This is a genomic window from Rhizobium brockwellii (genome assembly GCF_000769405.2).
GTDB classification, from domain to species: domain Bacteria; phylum Pseudomonadota; class Alphaproteobacteria; order Rhizobiales; family Rhizobiaceae; genus Rhizobium; species Rhizobium brockwellii.
Genome location: NZ_CP053439.1, coordinates 454,322 through 470,099, shown reverse-complemented (window position 1 = coordinate 470,099; position 15,778 = coordinate 454,322). Strand labels below are relative to the sequence as shown.

Genomic DNA, 15,778 nt, shown 5'->3' with positions numbered 1-15,778 from the left:
AAAGGGAAAAAGTCACAAAACCTTATGACCAATCTGGGTGATCTCGAAATCTTTGCCAAGGTCGTTTCGACAGGCAGCATGTCGCTCGCCGGGCGGGCGCTCGGCTTTTCGCCGGCCGTTGTCTCCAAACGGATCAAGCGGCTGGAGGACCGGCTCGGCACCCGGCTTCTGCAACGCACGACGCGGCAGATCTCGCTGACGGAGGCCGGACAGGGCTTCTACGACCGCGTTCTCGGCATTCTCGCCGGGCTCGAAGAGGCGGAGTTCTATATTTCCGGCCGCTCGGCGCAGATGCACGGCACGCTGAAGATCTCGGCCCCGACCTCCTTCGGGCGCATGCATATAGCGCCGCATCTGAAGGATTTCATGGAGGCGCATCCGGATCTTGCGATCAACCTGGTGCTGACAGACGAATTCAGCGACATCGTTGGCGGCGGTTTCGATCTGGCGATCCGCATTGCCGAACTCACCGATTCGAGTCTCGTTGCCCGAAGGCTGGCGCCGGTGCGCCGGCTGCTCTGCGCTTCACCGGGCTACCTTGCAGCGCATGGCGAGCCGAAGCACATCGACGAGCTGAAACACCACCGCTGCCTGCCGGCCCACAATAACGACACCTGGCGGCTGAACGGGCCGGACGGGGCGCTGAGTCTCAGGCCGGAAGGCATGCTGATCACCAATTCCAGCGAGGTGATCCGCGAGGCGGTCATCGCCGGGCTCGGGATCGCGCTGCGCTCCACCTGGGATATCGGTGAAGAGCTCAAGGCCGGCCGGCTGGTGCAGGTGCTGCCGGCCTATGAGGGCTCGCACAATGTCGCGCTGTCGGCCGTTTATCCCAGCCGGCAGTTTCTGCCGGCCAAGGTGCGGCTGTTCATCGACTATCTGGCAGAGCTTTACGGCCCCGTCCCCTATTGGGAGCGCTGATGGCAGCGACGGTTCAGCGCGCCAGCCTCTCGATGACGAGATCCAGCAGGGCGCGCAGCCGCGCCAGGCGCTTCATGTCGCGGTGATAGCCGACCCAGGTGTCGCGGCCGGGCGGCGGTTCACCGAGATCGACCAGTTCGATGGCTGCAAGAGAATCGCCGAGCGGCCGCGGCAGGACGGCGAGCCCGGCGCCATTGGCGCAGAGCGCCGCCTGCACGTCGCGGCTGTTGCTGCGCGTGACGATGTCGGCCCGCGGCAACAGGCGCCGCAGCCAGCCGACATCGGGCATATCGCCGAAAACCTCATCCATGGTGACGAGGCGGGTGCCCGCGCCGTCGCCGGCTTCGGGGTGCGGTGCGCCGCGGCTGATGTAAAGGCCGTATTCGATATGGATGAGCTTGCGCGATATAACCTCCGCTTCCGTGAAGGGCTGGATGCGGAAGACGAGGTCGGCTTCGCGTCGCGACAGGCTGAGAAGCCGGCTGTCGGTCAACAATTCGACCACCACCTTCGGATGGACTTGCGAAAATTCCGCCAGCACCGGCGAAAGCACATGTGCGCCGAACCAGTCGGATGAGGACAGCCTGAGAAAACCATCGAGCTGACGGCTGCCGCCGGCAAGGCTCCGCTCCATGGCGAACGCCTCCTCCTCGATGCGTTCGGCGCCGGCGAACACGGCTGCGCCTTCGTCGGTCAGGACGAAGCCATCGGTCGTGCGCTGAAAAAGCGTCTGGCCGAGAGAGGTTTCAAGGGCACGCAGCCGCCTGCCCATCGTCGGCTGCGTCAGTCCGAGGCGGCGGGCTGCTGCCCCCAGCGTGCCGAACCGCGCGATCGCCAGAAACAGCTTGAGGTCACTCCATTCCATCGTTTACACCCGCCAAACAAAAATGCATGGACTTCAGTCGTTATCTTTCATTTTCATTCGCGTTTCAATGAAGCATCTTTCTTCCACGCCAATTGCGGTGTTCCTATAGACGCCGCTCCGCGAACGAAGGAGAGTTCCATGTCTGTACAATCAACGATGAAAGCACTGCTGGCTGAAGCGCCGAATTCACCATTGCGCATCGCCGATATTGCAAAACCGGTGCCTGGCGAAGGCCAGGTCCTGGTGCGCATCAAGGCAAGCGGCGTCAATCCGCTCGACCTCAAAATCCGGGCCGGCAATGCGGCCCATGCCCGCCATCCGCTTCCCGCCATTGTCGGTATCGATATGGCCGGCATCGTCGAAGAGATCGGAACTGGCGTCAGCGGTTTTCGGCGCGGCGACGCGGTCTACGGCATGACCGGCGGGGTCGGCGGCATTCAGGGATCGCTTGCCGAATTTGCAGCTGTCGACGCCGCGCTGCTGGCGCCGAAGCCGCAGAACCTGTCGATGCGCGAGGCAGCCGCCCTGCCGCTGATCTCGATCACCGCCTGGGAGGGGCTGGTCGACCGCGCCGGGGTCGAGGCCGGCCAGAAGGTTCTGGTGATTGGCGGCGGCGGTGTCGGCCATATCGTCGCGCAGATCGCCGAGGCTGCCGGAGCCGAGGTCTATGTGGTCGACGGCGCGTCGAAAGCGGACTATCTCGCCGGTCTTGGCGCAACACCGATCGATCGTGACGCGGAAACGGTTGAAACCTATGTCGCAAGGCACACCGGCGGCAAGGGTTTCGATCTGGTCTACGATACGGTCGGCGGCAAGGGGCTCGATGCGGCATTCCGAGCCGTCAGCCAGTTTGGCCATGTCGTGAGCTGCCTTGGCTGGGGAAGCCATGCGCTGGCGCCGCTCTCCTTCAAGGCGGCCACCTATTCCGGCGTCTTCACGCTGCTGCCGCTTCTGACCGGCGAGGGACGCGCCCATCATGGTGAGATCATGCGGGAGATGACGAAGCTCGTCGAAGCCGGCAAGGTGATGCCGAAGCTCGACCCGCGCCGCTTTAGCCTTGCCGATACAGATGAGGCGCATCGGCTGATCGAAGACCGGCAGGCGGACGGAAAGCTCGTCGTCGACATCGACTGATCTCAATCCGTCGGCTCTTAATCCGTCGGCGGAATCAGCGCGCTAGATCGAGATAGGCGTTCGCCACCATCGCATCGATATCAGCGGGCACTGGCACGATGCAGGATTGCGGGCCGGCCTCACCCTTGGCGATGCGTTCCAGGCAGCGGGCCTGAAGGGTGAAGCCGAGATCCATCGACTCGACCGTATTGCCGAGCGGCCGCGGGCCGGCGAGATTGGCCATGTGACCGCCGCCAAGCACATGGAAAGAGCGGCCGTCGCTGAGATGGAAGGTCTCGATCTGGTCGGCCTCGTAGCGGTCGATGCCGATGACATCGGGATGGCGGCGGAAGGCTTCGACATCGATCTCATGCGGGAAATGGCCGCCATTCATCAGGATCGCGCCGTCCTTGACGAGCGGCAGGTCGGCTGCCGTCACGATGCCGGCAAAACCCGTGACGGTGACGATGATATCGGCCGAGCGGATCGCCGCGTCGCGCAGCGGTGTGGTGAAACCGTCGAGATGAGCTTCGAGCGTCGTCACCGGATCGATATCGATGACGCTGACGGTGGAAAAGGCATTGCGGAAACAAGCGGCCGTGCCCTTGCCGCAGGCGCCGTAGCCGAACACCGTCACGCGCTTGCCGTTGGTGGAGCGGTTGGTGAAGCGCAGGTAGCTTTCGAACAGGCTCTGGCCAACGGCATGCCTGTTTTCGGCGAACTGCTTGATCGGGCTGTCGTTGATGACGAGGATCGGCATGTTCAGGCGCTCGCGCAGCGGCAGCAGCCGGGTGCGGCCCGAGGTGGTTTCCTCGGTGCCGCCGCGGAGATTGGCGTAGGGTTTTTCCGCCGCGATGGCAAAAAGATCGCCGCCATTGTCGAGCAGCAGATCCGGCTTTTCGGCAATCACCGCTTCGAGGCTCTGATGGTGAGCGGCGGGATCGGTCGTCTGCGTGGCGAAGACCGTGATGCCTTCCGAACGCAGGAATTCGACCGTCGAAGGCTGGGTGCTGTTGAGATTGCCGGTGCACACGAGGCGCGCGCCGCCGGCGCGAAGCGTCGTCAGCAGCGCCACCGTCTTCGGCTCCAGATGAATGCCGGTGCCGATCGACAGGCCCACAAAGGGACGCGTCCGCTCGAATTCGGCCGCCGTCGCCTTGAGCAGCCGGCAGCTGTTGCCGATCCAGTCGATGCGGGTTGCGCTCTTTTCCATAAACTCTTTCCTACGTGAGTGTTGGTGCCGGTTTTAGCGGAGCAACAGGGCTGCGAATATGGAAGTAATTCTGGCGAGGGTGCAGAAAATCTGCCCCTTTAGGCCGGTGTCCCGCAACGAAGCAACCAGCCGGACAAGGCCGCAAAGGCCGGCCGTTTCACATCCGGCGTGCGGCAGCAGAGGCTGTAGCCCGATGGCCGGGAGATGAAGCCATAGGGCGCGACCAGATGCCCGCGCTTGAGATCGTCCTCGATCGAAGCGCGTGGCGCAAGCGCGATGCCAAGGCCGGAACGGGCGGCCCCCAGCGCCAGCAGCAGATCCTCGAATTCCCGGGTGCGGGAAAAGACGACCGGCGTCGTGCCGCTTTCGGCAAACCATTCGTCCCAGAGCTTCGGAACGCTGCGGCTGATAAGCATCGTCAGCGCGCCCATCGCCGCCGGGTCGCTCGATAGTGTCGCAGCAAGCGAAGGCGTCGCGACCGGGCCGAACTCGTCCGCCATGAAACGCAGGGCGGTAATGCCTGCGGCCGGCCGGTATTCGCCGCCCATGATCACAGCGTCCAATTCCGGGTGCATCTGCAGCGGTTCGACCGTGGTCATCGGCACGATGTCGACGGTATCGCCGAGGCTCGCCTGCATGTCTGCTGCGCGCGGCATCAGCCACCAGACCGCGAAGGCGGAGGGTACGCCGAGCCGGATGCGGCGCGGCACGGCGCCTTCGAGTTCCGAAGCGGCGCGCTGCAGAATGTCGAAAGCCGCGCTCGCAGCGGCCGCAAAAGCGCTGGCCTGCAAGGTCGGGACCAGTCTGCGGCCGTCGCGCAGGAAGAGCTTGCGGCCGAAGTGATTCTCCAGCGTGTCGATCTGCTGGCGCACGGCGCCGCGCACCACATTCAGCTCTTCGGCAGCCTTCAGAATGCTGCCGTGACGACAGACGGCCTCGAAGGCGCGGATGGCATTGAGCGGTGGAAGACGCATGAGGACGACATTCACAAAATCATAGTGGATCACTAGATCTCGCCATTGAACGAAACGCAAGATCACGCCATATTGTACAGCTGTGCAATGTGACGCATTCGAGACAGGGTGTGACGGATTTTCCGACCTGTCCCACCTCGATTTCCCCTATGAACGGCGATCAAATCGCGTTTCGAATAGTCCTGCCATTTTGGATTGCGTAAGCTTTCCGTGATATACCTATATGAGTGATTCCTAACGACGACTGCGAAGGTGACCCGACCATTGACTCTTCTCACCCGACTGGCTTCCGATGTGCAACTGATGTTCCGGCGTCCGCCGCGACAGCAATATGGTGCGCTCTGCTATCGGGTAAAGAAGAAGAGCGGCGAGGCCGAGGTGCTGTTGATGACGAGCCGCGACACCGGCCGCTGGGTCATTCCCAAAGGCTGGCCGATGACGCGCAAATGCGCCCATGAGGTCGCGATGCAGGAAGCCTTCGAGGAAGCCGGCGTCCGCGGCGTAGTCGAAACGGAAACGCTCGGCGCCTACAGCTATTCGAAGGTGCTGCGCGACGGGGTGCAGGTGATCTGCAAAGTGCAGGTCTATGCGCTCGAGGTCACCGACATGGCGAAGAACTTCAAGGAAAAAGGCGAGCGCCGCATCGAATGGGTCTCGTTCGACGAGGCGGCCGGGCGCGTGCGTGAACCGGAGCTCCGCCACCTCTTGCTCGCCTTTAAGCGGACGATGACCGACCGGCTTTCGGCCGCAGCGGCAAAGCAAATTCCGGCGGAATGAATCCTGCCATCTTGCGCTGCTAGGAAAGCAGCGTAGAAGCAGAGCCATCCTCAGGAAAAAGAATGCCGCCACGTCCCGCAGTCCTCACGAAACGCACGCTCGACAAGGACCTCGACAAGATTACCCATGCCGAGGATGCAGCGAAGCATGTTTTGCGGCGGCTGGTGGCGCCTGGTCTCGGGCTGATTTTCGTCGGTCTCGCCATGCTCTTTGCTGGCGTCTATGTGTTCGACCGGCCGGGAGCGATGCTCGTCGTGGCGGCGGCAGCCCTTGCCGGCTATATGGCGATGAACATCGGCGCCAATGACGTGACCAACAATGTTGGTGCTGCCGTCGGCGCACGCGCCATGACGATGGGCCAGGCATTGGTCATCGCTGCGATTTTCGAAGTTCTGGGCGCCACGATCGCCGGTGGCGAGGTCGTCAAGACGATTTCCTCAAACATCGTCGACGCCGTCCAGGTACCGCCAGCGCTGCTTGGCTGGATCATGATGGCGGCGCTGATGGCGGCGGCCCTCTGGATCAACCTCGCAACCTGGATGAACGCGCCGGTTTCCACCACCCATGCGATCGTCGGCGCGGTGATCGGGGCCGGCATCTCAGCGGTCGGGCCGGAGCCGGTGAACTGGCAGGTGATGCTGGAGATCACCTCGAGCTGGATCACCTCGCCGTTGATCGGCGGGCTGATTGCAGCCGGGCTGCTTTATCTCGTCAAGACGCTCATTATCTATCGCGATGACAAGGTCGCGGCGGCCCAACGCTGGGTGCCGGTGCTGGTCGCGGTGATGGCCGGCGGCTTCATGGCCTATATGGTGCTGCAGCTGTCGCCCCCGGGCAGGTTCCCGCCGCTGACCGTCCTCCTCATCGGGATCGGCATCGGCCTGGTGAGCTGGCTTGCCGCCCGGCCGCTCGTTCTCGCCCAAGCGCGGGAGCTCGAAAACCGCAATAGCTCGCTGCGGACGCTGTTTCGGCTGCCCCTCATCGGCTCTGCGGCGCTGCTGTCCTTCGCGCATGGCGCCAACGACGTTTCGAACGCGGTCGGACCGCTGTCGGCGATCGTCCATTCGGTCGGCATCGGCGGCGACGACGGCATCGGGCATCCGCCGCTCTGGGTGATGCTGATCGGCGCCTTCGGCATCTCCGTCGGCCTGCTGCTCTTCGGGCCGCGCCTCATCCGCCTGGTCGGCGAGGAGATCACCAAGCTCAATCCGATGCGGGCCTATTGTGTCGCGCTGTCGACCGCCTTCACCGTCATCGTCGCCTCCTGGCTCGGCCTGCCGGTTAGCACCACGCATATCGCCGTCGGCGCCGTCTTCGGCGTCGGATTCTTCCGCGAATGGTACACCCGCCATTCGAAGCGCCGCATCGCCTATATCAGGCGCAAGGCCGAGAGCTTTGATATCGACGAGCCGGAGGAGCCGAATATCCACGAGACGCGGCGGCGCTATCTTGTGCGCCGTTCGCATTTCATGACGATCGTCGCCGCCTGGATCGTCACCGTGCCGGTTTCGGCAGCGCTTGCGGCATTGATTTATTGGGCTATGTTCGCGCTCTTCGTCTGAAACCCCGAGTTTTTCGAATGCGCGCCAATTTCCGTATGCAACGGCTTTTCGTCGAGGCGCCGCTTTCCAGCGGTGCCGCCCTCGAGGCGAATGCCGATCAGTTCAACTATCTCGCCAATGTGCTGAGGATGGAGGACGGTGGGGAGATCCTGCTCTTCAACGGCCGCGACGGCGAGTGGAAGGCAACCCTTACCTTCCCCACGCGCAAACGCATTCAGCTCGCGGCAATTGAAGAGACGCGGCCGCAGCCGCAACCTTGCGACCTGCATTATCTCTTTGCGCCACTCAAGGTCGGCCGCATGGATTATCTCGTGCAGAAGGCGGTCGAAATGGGAGCCGGCCTGCTGCAGCCGGTCATGACCCAGCACGTTCAGGGCAAGATCACCAATGTCGACAAGCTGCGCGCCAATGTCGTCGAAGCGGCGGAGCAATGCGGCATTCTCGGCATTCCCGATGTCGCCGAGCCGGTCAGACTTCTCGACCTGCTCGACCGCTGGCCAAGCGAGCGCCGCATCATCTATTGCGACGAGGGCGATGCCGGGCAAAACCCGCTACCGGTGCTCTCAGCGATCAGTGAAAAACATCTCGCTCTGCTGGTCGGGCCGGAAGGCGGCTTTTCGGAAGAAGAGCGGGCGCGACTTCGAAGCCTCGATTTCGTCACCGCCATTCCGCTCGGGCCACGCATCCTGCGGGCCGATACGGCAGCCGTTGCGGCCCTGGCGGTGGTCCAGGCGGCGATCGGCGACTGGAACTAAGGTCGAAAACGGGTTGACATGGAAATCGCTGTTATTTTTTTGATGCGTCGTTGAAAGAATTTCACTTGCAACATGGGTGGCTTGGGTCCTAATCACCCTTCCAACTGCCCGGCCCCCTGGGCGCCTTTTTGAATACAGGTATCCCGCATGGCCCGCGACACTACCGACCAGACACCGCTCTCTTCGGTCCAGGATCTGACCGATTATATCGCCGCGGGCAACAAGCCGCGGGAGCGCTTCCGGATCGGCACCGAACACGAGAAATTCGCCTTCTTCCGCGCCGACAACAGCCCGGTTCCCTATTCCGGCGATGCCAGCATTTCGGCCCTCTTGATCGGCCTGCAGAAAAAAAGCGGCTGGGAACCGATCACCGACGGCGGCAACATCATCGGGCTTGCAGAGCAGAACGGCATGGGCGCGATCTCGATCGAGCCCGGCGGCCAGTTCGAACTCTCCGGCGCACCGCTGGAGACGATCCACGAGACCTGCAAGGAATCGAACCAGCATCTGGCGACGCTGCGCGAAATCGCCGAGCCGATGGGCATCCGCTTCCTCGGTATCGGTGGCAGTCCGAAATGGACCTATGCGGAAACGCCGCAGATGCCGAAATCACGCTACGAGATCATGACCCGCTATATGCCGAAGGTCGGCACCCAGGGTCTCGACATGATGTACCGCACCTGCACGATCCAGGTGAACCTCGACTTCTCCTCGGAAGCCGACATGCGCAAGAAAATGCGCGTCTCGATGAAGCTGCAGTCGCTGGCGACCGCTCTGTTTGCATCCTCGCCCTTCACCGAGGGCAAGCCGAACGGGCTGCTCTCCTGGCGCGGCGATATCTGGCGCGACGTCGACAACCGGCGCGCCGGACTGCTCGACTTCACCTTCCGCGACGACTTCGGCTTCCGCGACTATGCCGAATGGGCGCTCGACGCGCCGATGTATTTCATCGTCCGCGACGGCCGCTATCACGACTGTACCCATGTCACCTTCCGCCAGTTCATGAACGGCGCATTGAAGGGCGAGGTCGCCGATCCGGCGCCGACGATGGGGGACTGGACGAACCATCTTTCGACACTTTTCCCCGACGTGCGGCTGAAGCGTTTCCTAGAAATGCGCGGCGCCGACGGCGGCCCGTGGCGGCGCATCTGTGCGCTGCCGGCCTTCTGGGTCGGCCTGCTCTACGACGATGCTGCACTCGATGCTGCCGACGAGTTGACGAAGGATTGGAATTTTGCCGAGATCAGCGCCCTGCGGAATGCCGTTCCCGCCGAAGGGTTGAAGGCGCAATTCCGCGGGCACCCGCTCTTCGACATGGCGCGCGAGGTGGTCGGCATATCAAGGGCCGGTCTCAAGGCGCGCGGCAAGCTCAACCGGGAAGGCCAGGACGAGACGATCTTCCTGGCGCCGCTCGACGAGGTGCTCGCCAAGAAGGCGACGCTCGCCGAGGATCTGCTGTCGCTCTATCACGGCCGCTGGAACGGCTCCGTGGAGCCGGTCTTCGAGGACTATCAGTACTGAGTCCGACCCCGGTTCCCTTTTTCCCGGAATCGCGCTGACAGCCGCTGTTTTCGCCTGTTTCCGAGCAGCGGAAGTGAAGGCCGGCGACCTAGCGCATCGCGCTGCGAGGATCGAAAGAGTTGGAGCGTCCTTTGTGCGTCAGAAAGCACGCACGGCGCTCTCGTGCTCCACCGACCCGCCACTGGAGCCTCGGTCGCAGGCTCTCGCTAAATTCCTCCCTAAGTTCTTATGGCAAAAAGCAGTTTGCTCATTGCCATTTCCGGTTATAGTGGCGTTACAACGCGTCACGACCCGGGGAAAGGGACTTCCATGCTGCCACTCTTCGACATGATGATGCAGGCGCAGAACGGCGCGGCGATGGAGGCGATCGCCCGACAGTTCAACCTCGCGCAGGAACAGGCGACGAAGGCAATGGCGGCGCTGATGCCGGCCTTTTCCGCCGGGCTGAAGCGCAGCACCAGCAATCCCTATGATTTCGTCGGGCTGATGCAGGCGGTCTCCTCCGGCAATTACGCGCGATATTTCGAGGATATGAACCGGGCGTTCACGCCGGAGGGTATTTCCGACGGCAACAATATCCTTGCCCAACTCTTCGGCTCGAAGGAGGTTTCGCGCGCGGTCGCCGCCCAGGCCGCACAGATGACCGGCATCGGCCAGGATATCTACAAGCGGATGCTGCCGGTGCTGGCCGATACGCTGATGGGCGGGCTCTTCAAGCAGACGACCGGCCAGATGGCCTCGCCGGTCAACCCCTTCGTTAACACCGCGATGAACGAGACCATCCAGAAATGGCTGGAAAGCACCGGCTTTGCGCCGAAGCAGAAGACGACCCCGGAACCCAGCATCTTCGACAATCCCTTCACCCAGGCGATGCAGTTGATGTTTTCGGTCCCGAAGCCGGAAGCAACATCTCAGCCGAACCCCTTCCTCGACAATCCCTTCGCCAAGGCCTTCCAGGAGATGATGGGTGGGCTTGGCCAGCAGCCGGCGGCTCAGACTAAAACCAAGACGCCGGAGGCGCCGAAGGAAGAGGCAAAGGTCAATGCCGACAGCTACACCGAGATGCTGAACGCCATGTTCGACAGCGGACTGGAAGTGCAGAAGAACTACCAGAGGAACCTGGAAGCGATCTTCGAAACCTATCGGCCGAAGCCTTCCTCTGAGACCAGCGAATAACCCCGAGAGCGGCGTATTGGAGCGTCCTTTCGGACGCACAAAGGGCGCTCTAACACTTTCAATCCTCGCACCGTGCTTTCCGAAAATCGAGTCCGTTTTTCGGGCTGATGCGCTGGGGCATAAAAAAACCCGGAGATGGCTTGGGAAAGCCGATCACCGGGTCAAGCGGCAGGGCTATTGGCTATCACCCTGCGGGGAAACTCGCCGCTCCTACTCTTCGTAGGAGCGGAAGAGCGACAGGCGCCAGCGATTGCGTGCCGAGCGCGTCAGATGTTCCGACGGGTCCTCGAAAAAGGTTGACGCCAGGAACGCGGAGGTCAGGTCGGCCCTGCTAAGGCCGATATCCCTCAGCTGCGTGTCGTTCAGATCGTGCAGCGCGTTGATCTCCATGCGATTGCGGAACCCGCGAAAGAGGGAGGTCAACGGTGCGAGGCCTGCTACCAGACGCTGGGAAAACGTCGGGGTGAGCTTGCCGCAGTCGAGTTCTATTGTTCTGTCTGTCATCCGCATGGGACTCTCCTTTCTTTCGATTTTCTTTTAGGCGCACAACAACCCACCCCTCCCGCGAGGTCGCACGGGAGGGAGCAAGACTGAATTGGCTCGGACAGGCAGGGTGTCTGTCCTTCACTTTGCTTGATTTGCATCCCGAAGATGCCAAAGACCTATTGATCAGTCCAACGAATGTTTCTAATGATTATCATCAGCTATCTTTATGGGTGAAAACATGTCCGCGCCTCTTGATCTCGACCAATTGCAGACTTTCATCGCCATCGTCGATTCCGGCAGCTTCACCAAGGCCGCCGACAGGGTCTACAAGACCCAATCGGCCGTCTCCATGCAGATGCGCCGTCTGGAGGAACGCATCGGCAAGCAGCTGTTCATCAAGGACGGGCGGGGAAACCGGCTGACGGTCGAGGGCGAAAAGCTGCTCAACTATGCGCGGCGCATCATCCGCCTCAACAATGAGGCGATCGCCGCCTTCGACGACAACAGGCTGGAGGGGACGCTGCGGATCGGCACGCCGGACGATTATGCCGACCGCTACATGCCCGAAATCATCGGCCGTTTCGCCAAGACGCATCCAAATGTCGAACTCTATATCGTCTGCGAGCCCTCGGTGGATCTTGCCGAACGCATGCATAAGGGCGAGCTCGACATCGCGCTCGTCACCCACAATCCGCGCGAGCGCATGTCCGATGTGGTGAGAACCGAGCCGCTCTGCTGGGTGGGCTCGGCCAACCATCCGATCCGCGACGACGCGCCGGTGCCGCTTGCTGTCGGCCGGCGCGACTGCCAGTGGCGCCAGCTCGCCTGCTCGGCGCTCGATGCGGTGGGACGCGAGCACCAGATCCTGTTCACCAGCTGGTCCTGCACCGTCGTTGCCGCTGCCGTGCTTGCCGGCATGGCGGTTTCGGTGATGCCGGAATCGGCGCTGCGGACCGGCATGAAAGTGTTGAGCCAGGCGGACGGCTTTCCGGCGCTGCCGCCGGTGCAGATCGGCATCATGAAGCGACCGGGCGTTTCGCTCTCGCTGATGAACGCGATCACGGCGCATATCACCGCCTGCCTCGACAATATCACGCCTACTGTCGTCGACGACAGCCTCGAGGCGGACGTCAAATCCGCCCAGGCGCGCCTTTATCCACGACTGAAGGCGGCCAATATGGTCCCGAGCTGGTAAGAGTTCTCAGGCGGCCCGCGGCACGGTCGCGCTAAAAAGGGAGGCGCGGATGACGTGCTTCCACTCATCGAGCATACGCCGTGCCAAGGCCTCCTCGCTCACGGCGGCAAGCCGGATGACGGCGCCGATCAGGTGGCTGAAAAGGTAAGTGCGCGCATACATTTCATCGTCACAAAGGTCGGGAGCCAGCCGGCGCACGGCGTCATGGAAGATGCCGGCGACGCGACCGCTATGCTCGATATTCAGCTGCAACAGATCCTGATCGGTCTCCGTTCCCATCCAGACGCCGAGATAAACGGGATCGTTGTGGTAGGAATCGTAATACCAGTCGATGGTGGCGCAGACGACGTCGAGCGCCTGGTCGAGTGACTTTACGTTGGTGAACATCGCCGCCATCTTCGCCTGGATCGCCGAGGCGTGCTGGTCGAACAGGGCTTTGACGATCGCCGCCTTCTCCGGGAAATACTGGTAAACCGAACCGATCGGCACCTTGGCGGCGGCGGCGAGTTCCGTCATCCGCATAGCGCTGACGCCCTTTTCCGCGATGATCTTGGCGGCGGCGGCGAGAATGAGGTCCAGCCTCTGGATGCTGCGCTCCTGCTTAGGCTTCCTTCGCAGACCTATCCGATCCATGCTTTCCGCGCCCATGTCGTTCCCATTCTTTTTGTTCGCGGCGGAGGCATATGCCAGACAGCGCGTCGGGCGGGTATGACATGCAAGCCTTCACCTGCCGTAAATGGAACCGTTCGGATTTTAACGGTCGGCAAAAGCCTGTGAAATCAAGCCCTCACAGCATATCGCGGCGATTGACGGAGCATCGAAAAGACCTCGACAGGTTGTGTCATCCTCCTGCAGAGAAGAGAGACAGTCCTCGCGTTGTCGAGGACATAGAGCACGGAGTCCTGTTGGCTGCGATCGACGCAGGTTCAGCCCATTGCCATCCAAACGGCGAGCCAGATCCACATGGCAGCGAGTACGACATAGCCTGCCGCAAAAAGCGGGCTGCGATAGCGCAATTCGTTGCTGGTGACGTGGATGGCGGCGTGGGCGTAGCGCAGGGCGACGAAGATCCAGGCAAGCCCGACGGTGACGATATTGTCGGCGTCCGTGATATAAATAAGAATGCAGCAGACGTGGAAGAGCACAGGCAGTTCGAACTGGTTGGCGAGGCAGTTCTTGACGGCAAGGCTTTCGGCCGGCTCGCCGCGATTTTCGCGATAATCCGATTTCGCGATGCTGCCGGCGCGGACCATTTTTGCGCGCCGAAGCCCAAGAAGCGCGTAAAGACCATAGACCAGGGCCACATGGGCAAGCAGTGGCCAGAAGATTTGATAGCCGGTCATGTGTGGCTGTTTCCTTTCCGCTTCGCATTCTTTGCGAGCAGTAGCCGAAAGGAGAAAAGGATACCAGCGTCGGCGGCCCGCCTTTAGAATATGGCGGGCCGCTCGGTTTCATCAGACCTGCGCGCTGCCGCCATCGACGAAGAGTTCGGCACCGGTGACGAAGCTGGAATCATCCGAGGCCAGGAAGAGTGCGGCTGCGGCAACTTCCTCGGCACGCCCGACCCTGCCCATTGGCACCTGGGCCGCAAGATAATCAAGCAAGCCCTGCTGTTGGGCTGGGTCCTTACCCGCCAATTCGACCAGTCCAGTCGTCTCCGTCGGACCGGGACTGAGCGTGTTGATCCGAATGCCGCGATCCTTCACATCAAGGATCCAGTTGCGCGCAAAGCTGCTCAAAGCAGCTTTCGATGCGGCATAAACACTGAAGGCGGGCGTGCCGGTCGAGCCTGCTGTCGATCCCGTCAATATGATCGAGGATCCTCGGACAAGCAGTGGTAGGGCCTTCTGCACCGTAAAGAGAACCCCCTTCACGTTCCGATCGAAAGTATCGTCATACTGCTCTTCGGTAATTTCCCCGAGGGGCAGCATGGAGCCTCCGCCCGCGTTGACGAAGAGCACGTCAATTCGCCCGGCCTCTGCCTTCACCCGCTCATAGAGTTGATCGAGGTCGGCAAGATTGGCCGAATCAGCCTGAATGCCGACAACCCCACCGCCGATCTCAGCGATGGCTGCATCGAGAACATCCTTGCGACGGCCGGTAATGAAAACCCGCGCGCCCTCGGCCACGAATCGCTTCGCTGTTGCAAGACCAATGCCTGAGGTGGCGCCGGTGATGACCGCAATCTTTGCATCCAGTCTTTGTGTCATTGTCGTCTCCTTTGTTCGACTGGAGCTGAGATATGGACGGAGGAACCGTTTCGAAATAGAAAGAATTGAAAGCTATCGTTTCAGGAATGACATGACTAAATTTCCGGATTTCGAAGGCCTGGCGATGTTTGCAAAAGTCGCCGAAGAACGTTCTTTCGCGCGCGCTGCTCAAACGCTTGGGGTGTCCGTGCCGACCGTTTCGCGTGCCGTGAGCCGGCTTGAGCAGAGGCTGGGCGCAAGGCTTTTCAACCGCACTTCGCGGCAGCTCGCGTTGACGGATTTTGGCCTGCGACTGATCGACAGCGCCGCACGGATCTATGCTGAGGCCGAGGCGGCAGAAAACACAGCCCGGGAGCTTGCTACCCGGCCGATGGGCCTCATCAGGCTTGCCGCGCCGATGGACTTCGGCATACGCTGGCTGGCCCCGATCCTGCCCGATTTTTTCGAGCTCTATCCGGACATTTCCATCGACCTGCATATGAGCGATGCTGTCGTCGATATCGTGGGAGACGGCTTTGATGCGGCGCTTCGTATTGCAGTACTGCCGGATTCATCATTGGTCGCGCGCAGGCTCACGCCGGTTGATCGCTTCATTCTCGCTGCATCCGCTTACATCGATCGACATGGCGCGCCGAAACACCCTCGCGAGCTAGCTGCTCACCATTGCCTCGGATACGCCTACAGGCCGCGCCAAGACGTCTGGCGCTTGCGTAACAGTGAAGGCAAAGAGGAGGTCATAGTGCCAAGTGGCGCCCTCAGGGCCACCAATTCGCAAGCCTTGATACCGATGGCGCTACGCGGCCTCGGGATCATCGAACTGCCGGAATTTCTGGCGTATGACCATCTGATCGACGGCCGGCTGAAGCCAATCCTTTCCGGCTGGACGCTGCCTGCCGGCGCATTGTATTTCGTCACCCCTTCTGCTCGGAGCCGACCTGCGAAAGTCGAGGTCCTTTCCGATTTCATGGTGGCAAGACTTTCAAATCCAGCCTGGCGGTGGAGGGGCTGAC

General features: G+C 61.7%; 16 protein-coding genes. 9 read left to right on the top strand and 7 right to left on the bottom strand.

Going from position 1 to position 15,778, the window contains the following annotated elements:
* The first annotated feature begins 24 nt into the window (after positions 1-24).
* The gene (locus tag RLCC275e_RS02340; protein ID WP_033181687.1) at positions 25-921 is read left to right on the top strand and encodes a LysR family transcriptional regulator; all 897 of its coding nucleotides are present in this window, start codon (positions 25-27) and stop codon (positions 919-921) included.
* A 13-nt stretch (positions 922-934) separates the two neighbouring features.
* Here the strand turns inward: RLCC275e_RS02340 and RLCC275e_RS02335 are convergent, their stop codons facing one another.
* Positions 935-1,786, bottom strand: a complete 852-nt coding sequence (locus tag RLCC275e_RS02335) for a LysR family transcriptional regulator (RefSeq protein ID WP_033181686.1) — start codon at positions 1,784-1,786, stop codon at positions 935-937.
* Between the two features lie 138 nt (positions 1,787-1,924).
* Between RLCC275e_RS02335 and RLCC275e_RS02330 the strand changes: the two genes are divergently transcribed.
* The gene (locus tag RLCC275e_RS02330; protein ID WP_033181685.1) at positions 1,925-2,920 is read left to right on the top strand and encodes a zinc-dependent alcohol dehydrogenase family protein; all 996 of its coding nucleotides are present in this window, start codon (positions 1,925-1,927) and stop codon (positions 2,918-2,920) included.
* Positions 2,921-2,954: 34 nt separating this feature from the next.
* Here RLCC275e_RS02330 and RLCC275e_RS02325 read toward each other — a convergent pair whose 3' ends face one another.
* Both RLCC275e_RS02325 and RLCC275e_RS02320 read right to left on the bottom strand, forming a co-directional pair.
* Positions 2,955-4,112, bottom strand: a complete 1,158-nt coding sequence (locus tag RLCC275e_RS02325; protein ID WP_033181684.1) for an adenosylhomocysteinase — start codon at positions 4,110-4,112, stop codon at positions 2,955-2,957.
* Between the two features lie 98 nt (positions 4,113-4,210).
* Positions 4,211-5,119, bottom strand: coding sequence for a LysR substrate-binding domain-containing protein (locus RLCC275e_RS02320; RefSeq protein WP_033181683.1), 909 nt, complete (start codon positions 5,117-5,119; stop codon positions 4,211-4,213).
* 231 nt (positions 5,120-5,350) lie between these two features.
* Between RLCC275e_RS02320 and RLCC275e_RS02315 the strand changes: the two genes are divergently transcribed.
* The 5 genes from RLCC275e_RS02315 to RLCC275e_RS02295 all read left to right on the top strand — a co-directional run bounded on the left by RLCC275e_RS02315 (position 5,351) and on the right by RLCC275e_RS02295 (position 10,877).
* Entirely contained in the window at positions 5,351-5,863 is a 513-nt protein-coding gene (locus RLCC275e_RS02315; protein ID WP_003556770.1) for an NUDIX hydrolase, read from the top strand.
* Between the two features lie 62 nt (positions 5,864-5,925).
* Entirely contained in the window at positions 5,926-7,425 is a 1,500-nt protein-coding gene (locus RLCC275e_RS02310; protein WP_033181682.1) for an inorganic phosphate transporter, read from the top strand.
* A 17-nt stretch (positions 7,426-7,442) separates the two neighbouring features.
* Positions 7,443-8,180, top strand: coding sequence for a 16S rRNA (uracil(1498)-N(3))-methyltransferase (locus tag RLCC275e_RS02305; RefSeq protein WP_033181681.1), 738 nt, complete (start codon positions 7,443-7,445; stop codon positions 8,178-8,180).
* 147 nt (positions 8,181-8,327) lie between these two features.
* Positions 8,328-9,701: a glutamate--cysteine ligase gene (locus tag RLCC275e_RS02300; RefSeq protein WP_033181680.1), complete on the top strand. Its 1,374-nt coding sequence runs from the start codon at positions 8,328-8,330 to the stop codon at positions 9,699-9,701.
* A 309-nt stretch (positions 9,702-10,010) separates the two neighbouring features.
* Complete coding sequence (locus RLCC275e_RS02295) at positions 10,011-10,877, top strand: DUF937 domain-containing protein (RefSeq protein WP_033181679.1); 867 nt, start codon at positions 10,011-10,013, stop codon at positions 10,875-10,877.
* Positions 10,878-11,087: 210 nt separating this feature from the next.
* Here the strand turns inward: RLCC275e_RS02295 and RLCC275e_RS02290 are convergent, their stop codons facing one another.
* Positions 11,088-11,387 carry a DUF1127 domain-containing protein gene (locus tag RLCC275e_RS02290; RefSeq protein ID WP_033181678.1) on the bottom strand — a complete coding sequence of 100 codons (300 nt, stop codon included), beginning with the start codon at positions 11,385-11,387 and terminating at the stop codon, positions 11,088-11,090.
* Positions 11,388-11,601: 214 nt separating this feature from the next.
* On the opposite strand from RLCC275e_RS02290, the gene RLCC275e_RS02285 reads away from it, so the two are divergent.
* A complete protein-coding gene (locus RLCC275e_RS02285; RefSeq protein ID WP_032986695.1) occupies positions 11,602-12,558 on the top strand; it encodes a LysR substrate-binding domain-containing protein in 957 nt (318 codons plus the stop codon).
* 6 nt (positions 12,559-12,564) lie between these two features.
* On the opposite strand, the gene RLCC275e_RS02280 is transcribed toward RLCC275e_RS02285, so the two are convergent.
* The 3 genes from RLCC275e_RS02280 to RLCC275e_RS02270 all read right to left on the bottom strand — a co-directional run bounded on the left by RLCC275e_RS02280 (position 12,565) and on the right by RLCC275e_RS02270 (position 14,768).
* Positions 12,565-13,206 carry a TetR/AcrR family transcriptional regulator gene (locus tag RLCC275e_RS02280; RefSeq protein ID WP_003556756.1) on the bottom strand — a complete coding sequence of 214 codons (642 nt, stop codon included), beginning with the start codon at positions 13,204-13,206 and terminating at the stop codon, positions 12,565-12,567.
* A 278-nt stretch (positions 13,207-13,484) separates the two neighbouring features.
* Positions 13,485-13,901: an MAPEG family protein gene (locus RLCC275e_RS02275; RefSeq protein ID WP_033181677.1), complete on the bottom strand. Its 417-nt coding sequence runs from the start codon at positions 13,899-13,901 to the stop codon at positions 13,485-13,487.
* A 111-nt stretch (positions 13,902-14,012) separates the two neighbouring features.
* On the bottom strand, positions 14,013-14,768 hold the full coding sequence (locus tag RLCC275e_RS02270; protein ID WP_033181676.1) for an SDR family oxidoreductase: 756 nt from the start codon (positions 14,766-14,768) through the stop codon (positions 14,013-14,015).
* Positions 14,769-14,859: 91 nt separating this feature from the next.
* Between RLCC275e_RS02270 and RLCC275e_RS02265 the strand changes: the two genes are divergently transcribed.
* Entirely contained in the window at positions 14,860-15,777 is a 918-nt protein-coding gene (locus RLCC275e_RS02265; RefSeq protein WP_033181675.1) for a LysR family transcriptional regulator, read from the top strand.
* Position 15,778: the final 1 nt, after the last annotated feature.

Bases quoted from the DNA above. Each gene is read 5' to 3' on its own strand.
- RLCC275e_RS02340 (WP_033181687.1), top strand. From the start codon at position 25: ATGACCAATCTGGGTGATCTCGAAATCTTTGCCAAGGTCGTTTCGACA.
- RLCC275e_RS02270 (WP_033181676.1), bottom strand. From the start codon at position 14,768: ATGACACAAAGACTGGATGCAAAGATTGCGGTCATCACCGGCGCCACC.
- RLCC275e_RS02300 (WP_033181680.1), top strand. From the start codon at position 8,328: ATGGCCCGCGACACTACCGACCAGACACCGCTCTCTTCGGTCCAGGAT.
- RLCC275e_RS02305 (WP_033181681.1), top strand. From the start codon at position 7,443: ATGCGCGCCAATTTCCGTATGCAACGGCTTTTCGTCGAGGCGCCGCTT.
- RLCC275e_RS02295 (WP_033181679.1), top strand. From the start codon at position 10,011: ATGCTGCCACTCTTCGACATGATGATGCAGGCGCAGAACGGCGCGGCG.
- RLCC275e_RS02275 (WP_033181677.1), bottom strand. From the start codon at position 13,901: ATGACCGGCTATCAAATCTTCTGGCCACTGCTTGCCCATGTGGCCCTG.
- RLCC275e_RS02290 (WP_033181678.1), bottom strand. From the start codon at position 11,387: ATGCGGATGACAGACAGAACAATAGAACTCGACTGCGGCAAGCTCACC.
- RLCC275e_RS02325 (WP_033181684.1), bottom strand. From the start codon at position 4,112: ATGGAAAAGAGCGCAACCCGCATCGACTGGATCGGCAACAGCTGCCGG.
- RLCC275e_RS02285 (WP_032986695.1), top strand. From the start codon at position 11,602: ATGTCCGCGCCTCTTGATCTCGACCAATTGCAGACTTTCATCGCCATC.
- RLCC275e_RS02265 (WP_033181675.1), top strand. From the start codon at position 14,860: ATGACTAAATTTCCGGATTTCGAAGGCCTGGCGATGTTTGCAAAAGTC.
- RLCC275e_RS02280 (WP_003556756.1), bottom strand. From the start codon at position 13,206: ATGGGCGCGGAAAGCATGGATCGGATAGGTCTGCGAAGGAAGCCTAAG.
- RLCC275e_RS02310 (WP_033181682.1), top strand. From the start codon at position 5,926: ATGCCGCCACGTCCCGCAGTCCTCACGAAACGCACGCTCGACAAGGAC.
- RLCC275e_RS02335 (WP_033181686.1), bottom strand. From the start codon at position 1,786: ATGGAATGGAGTGACCTCAAGCTGTTTCTGGCGATCGCGCGGTTCGGC.
- RLCC275e_RS02330 (WP_033181685.1), top strand. From the start codon at position 1,925: ATGTCTGTACAATCAACGATGAAAGCACTGCTGGCTGAAGCGCCGAAT.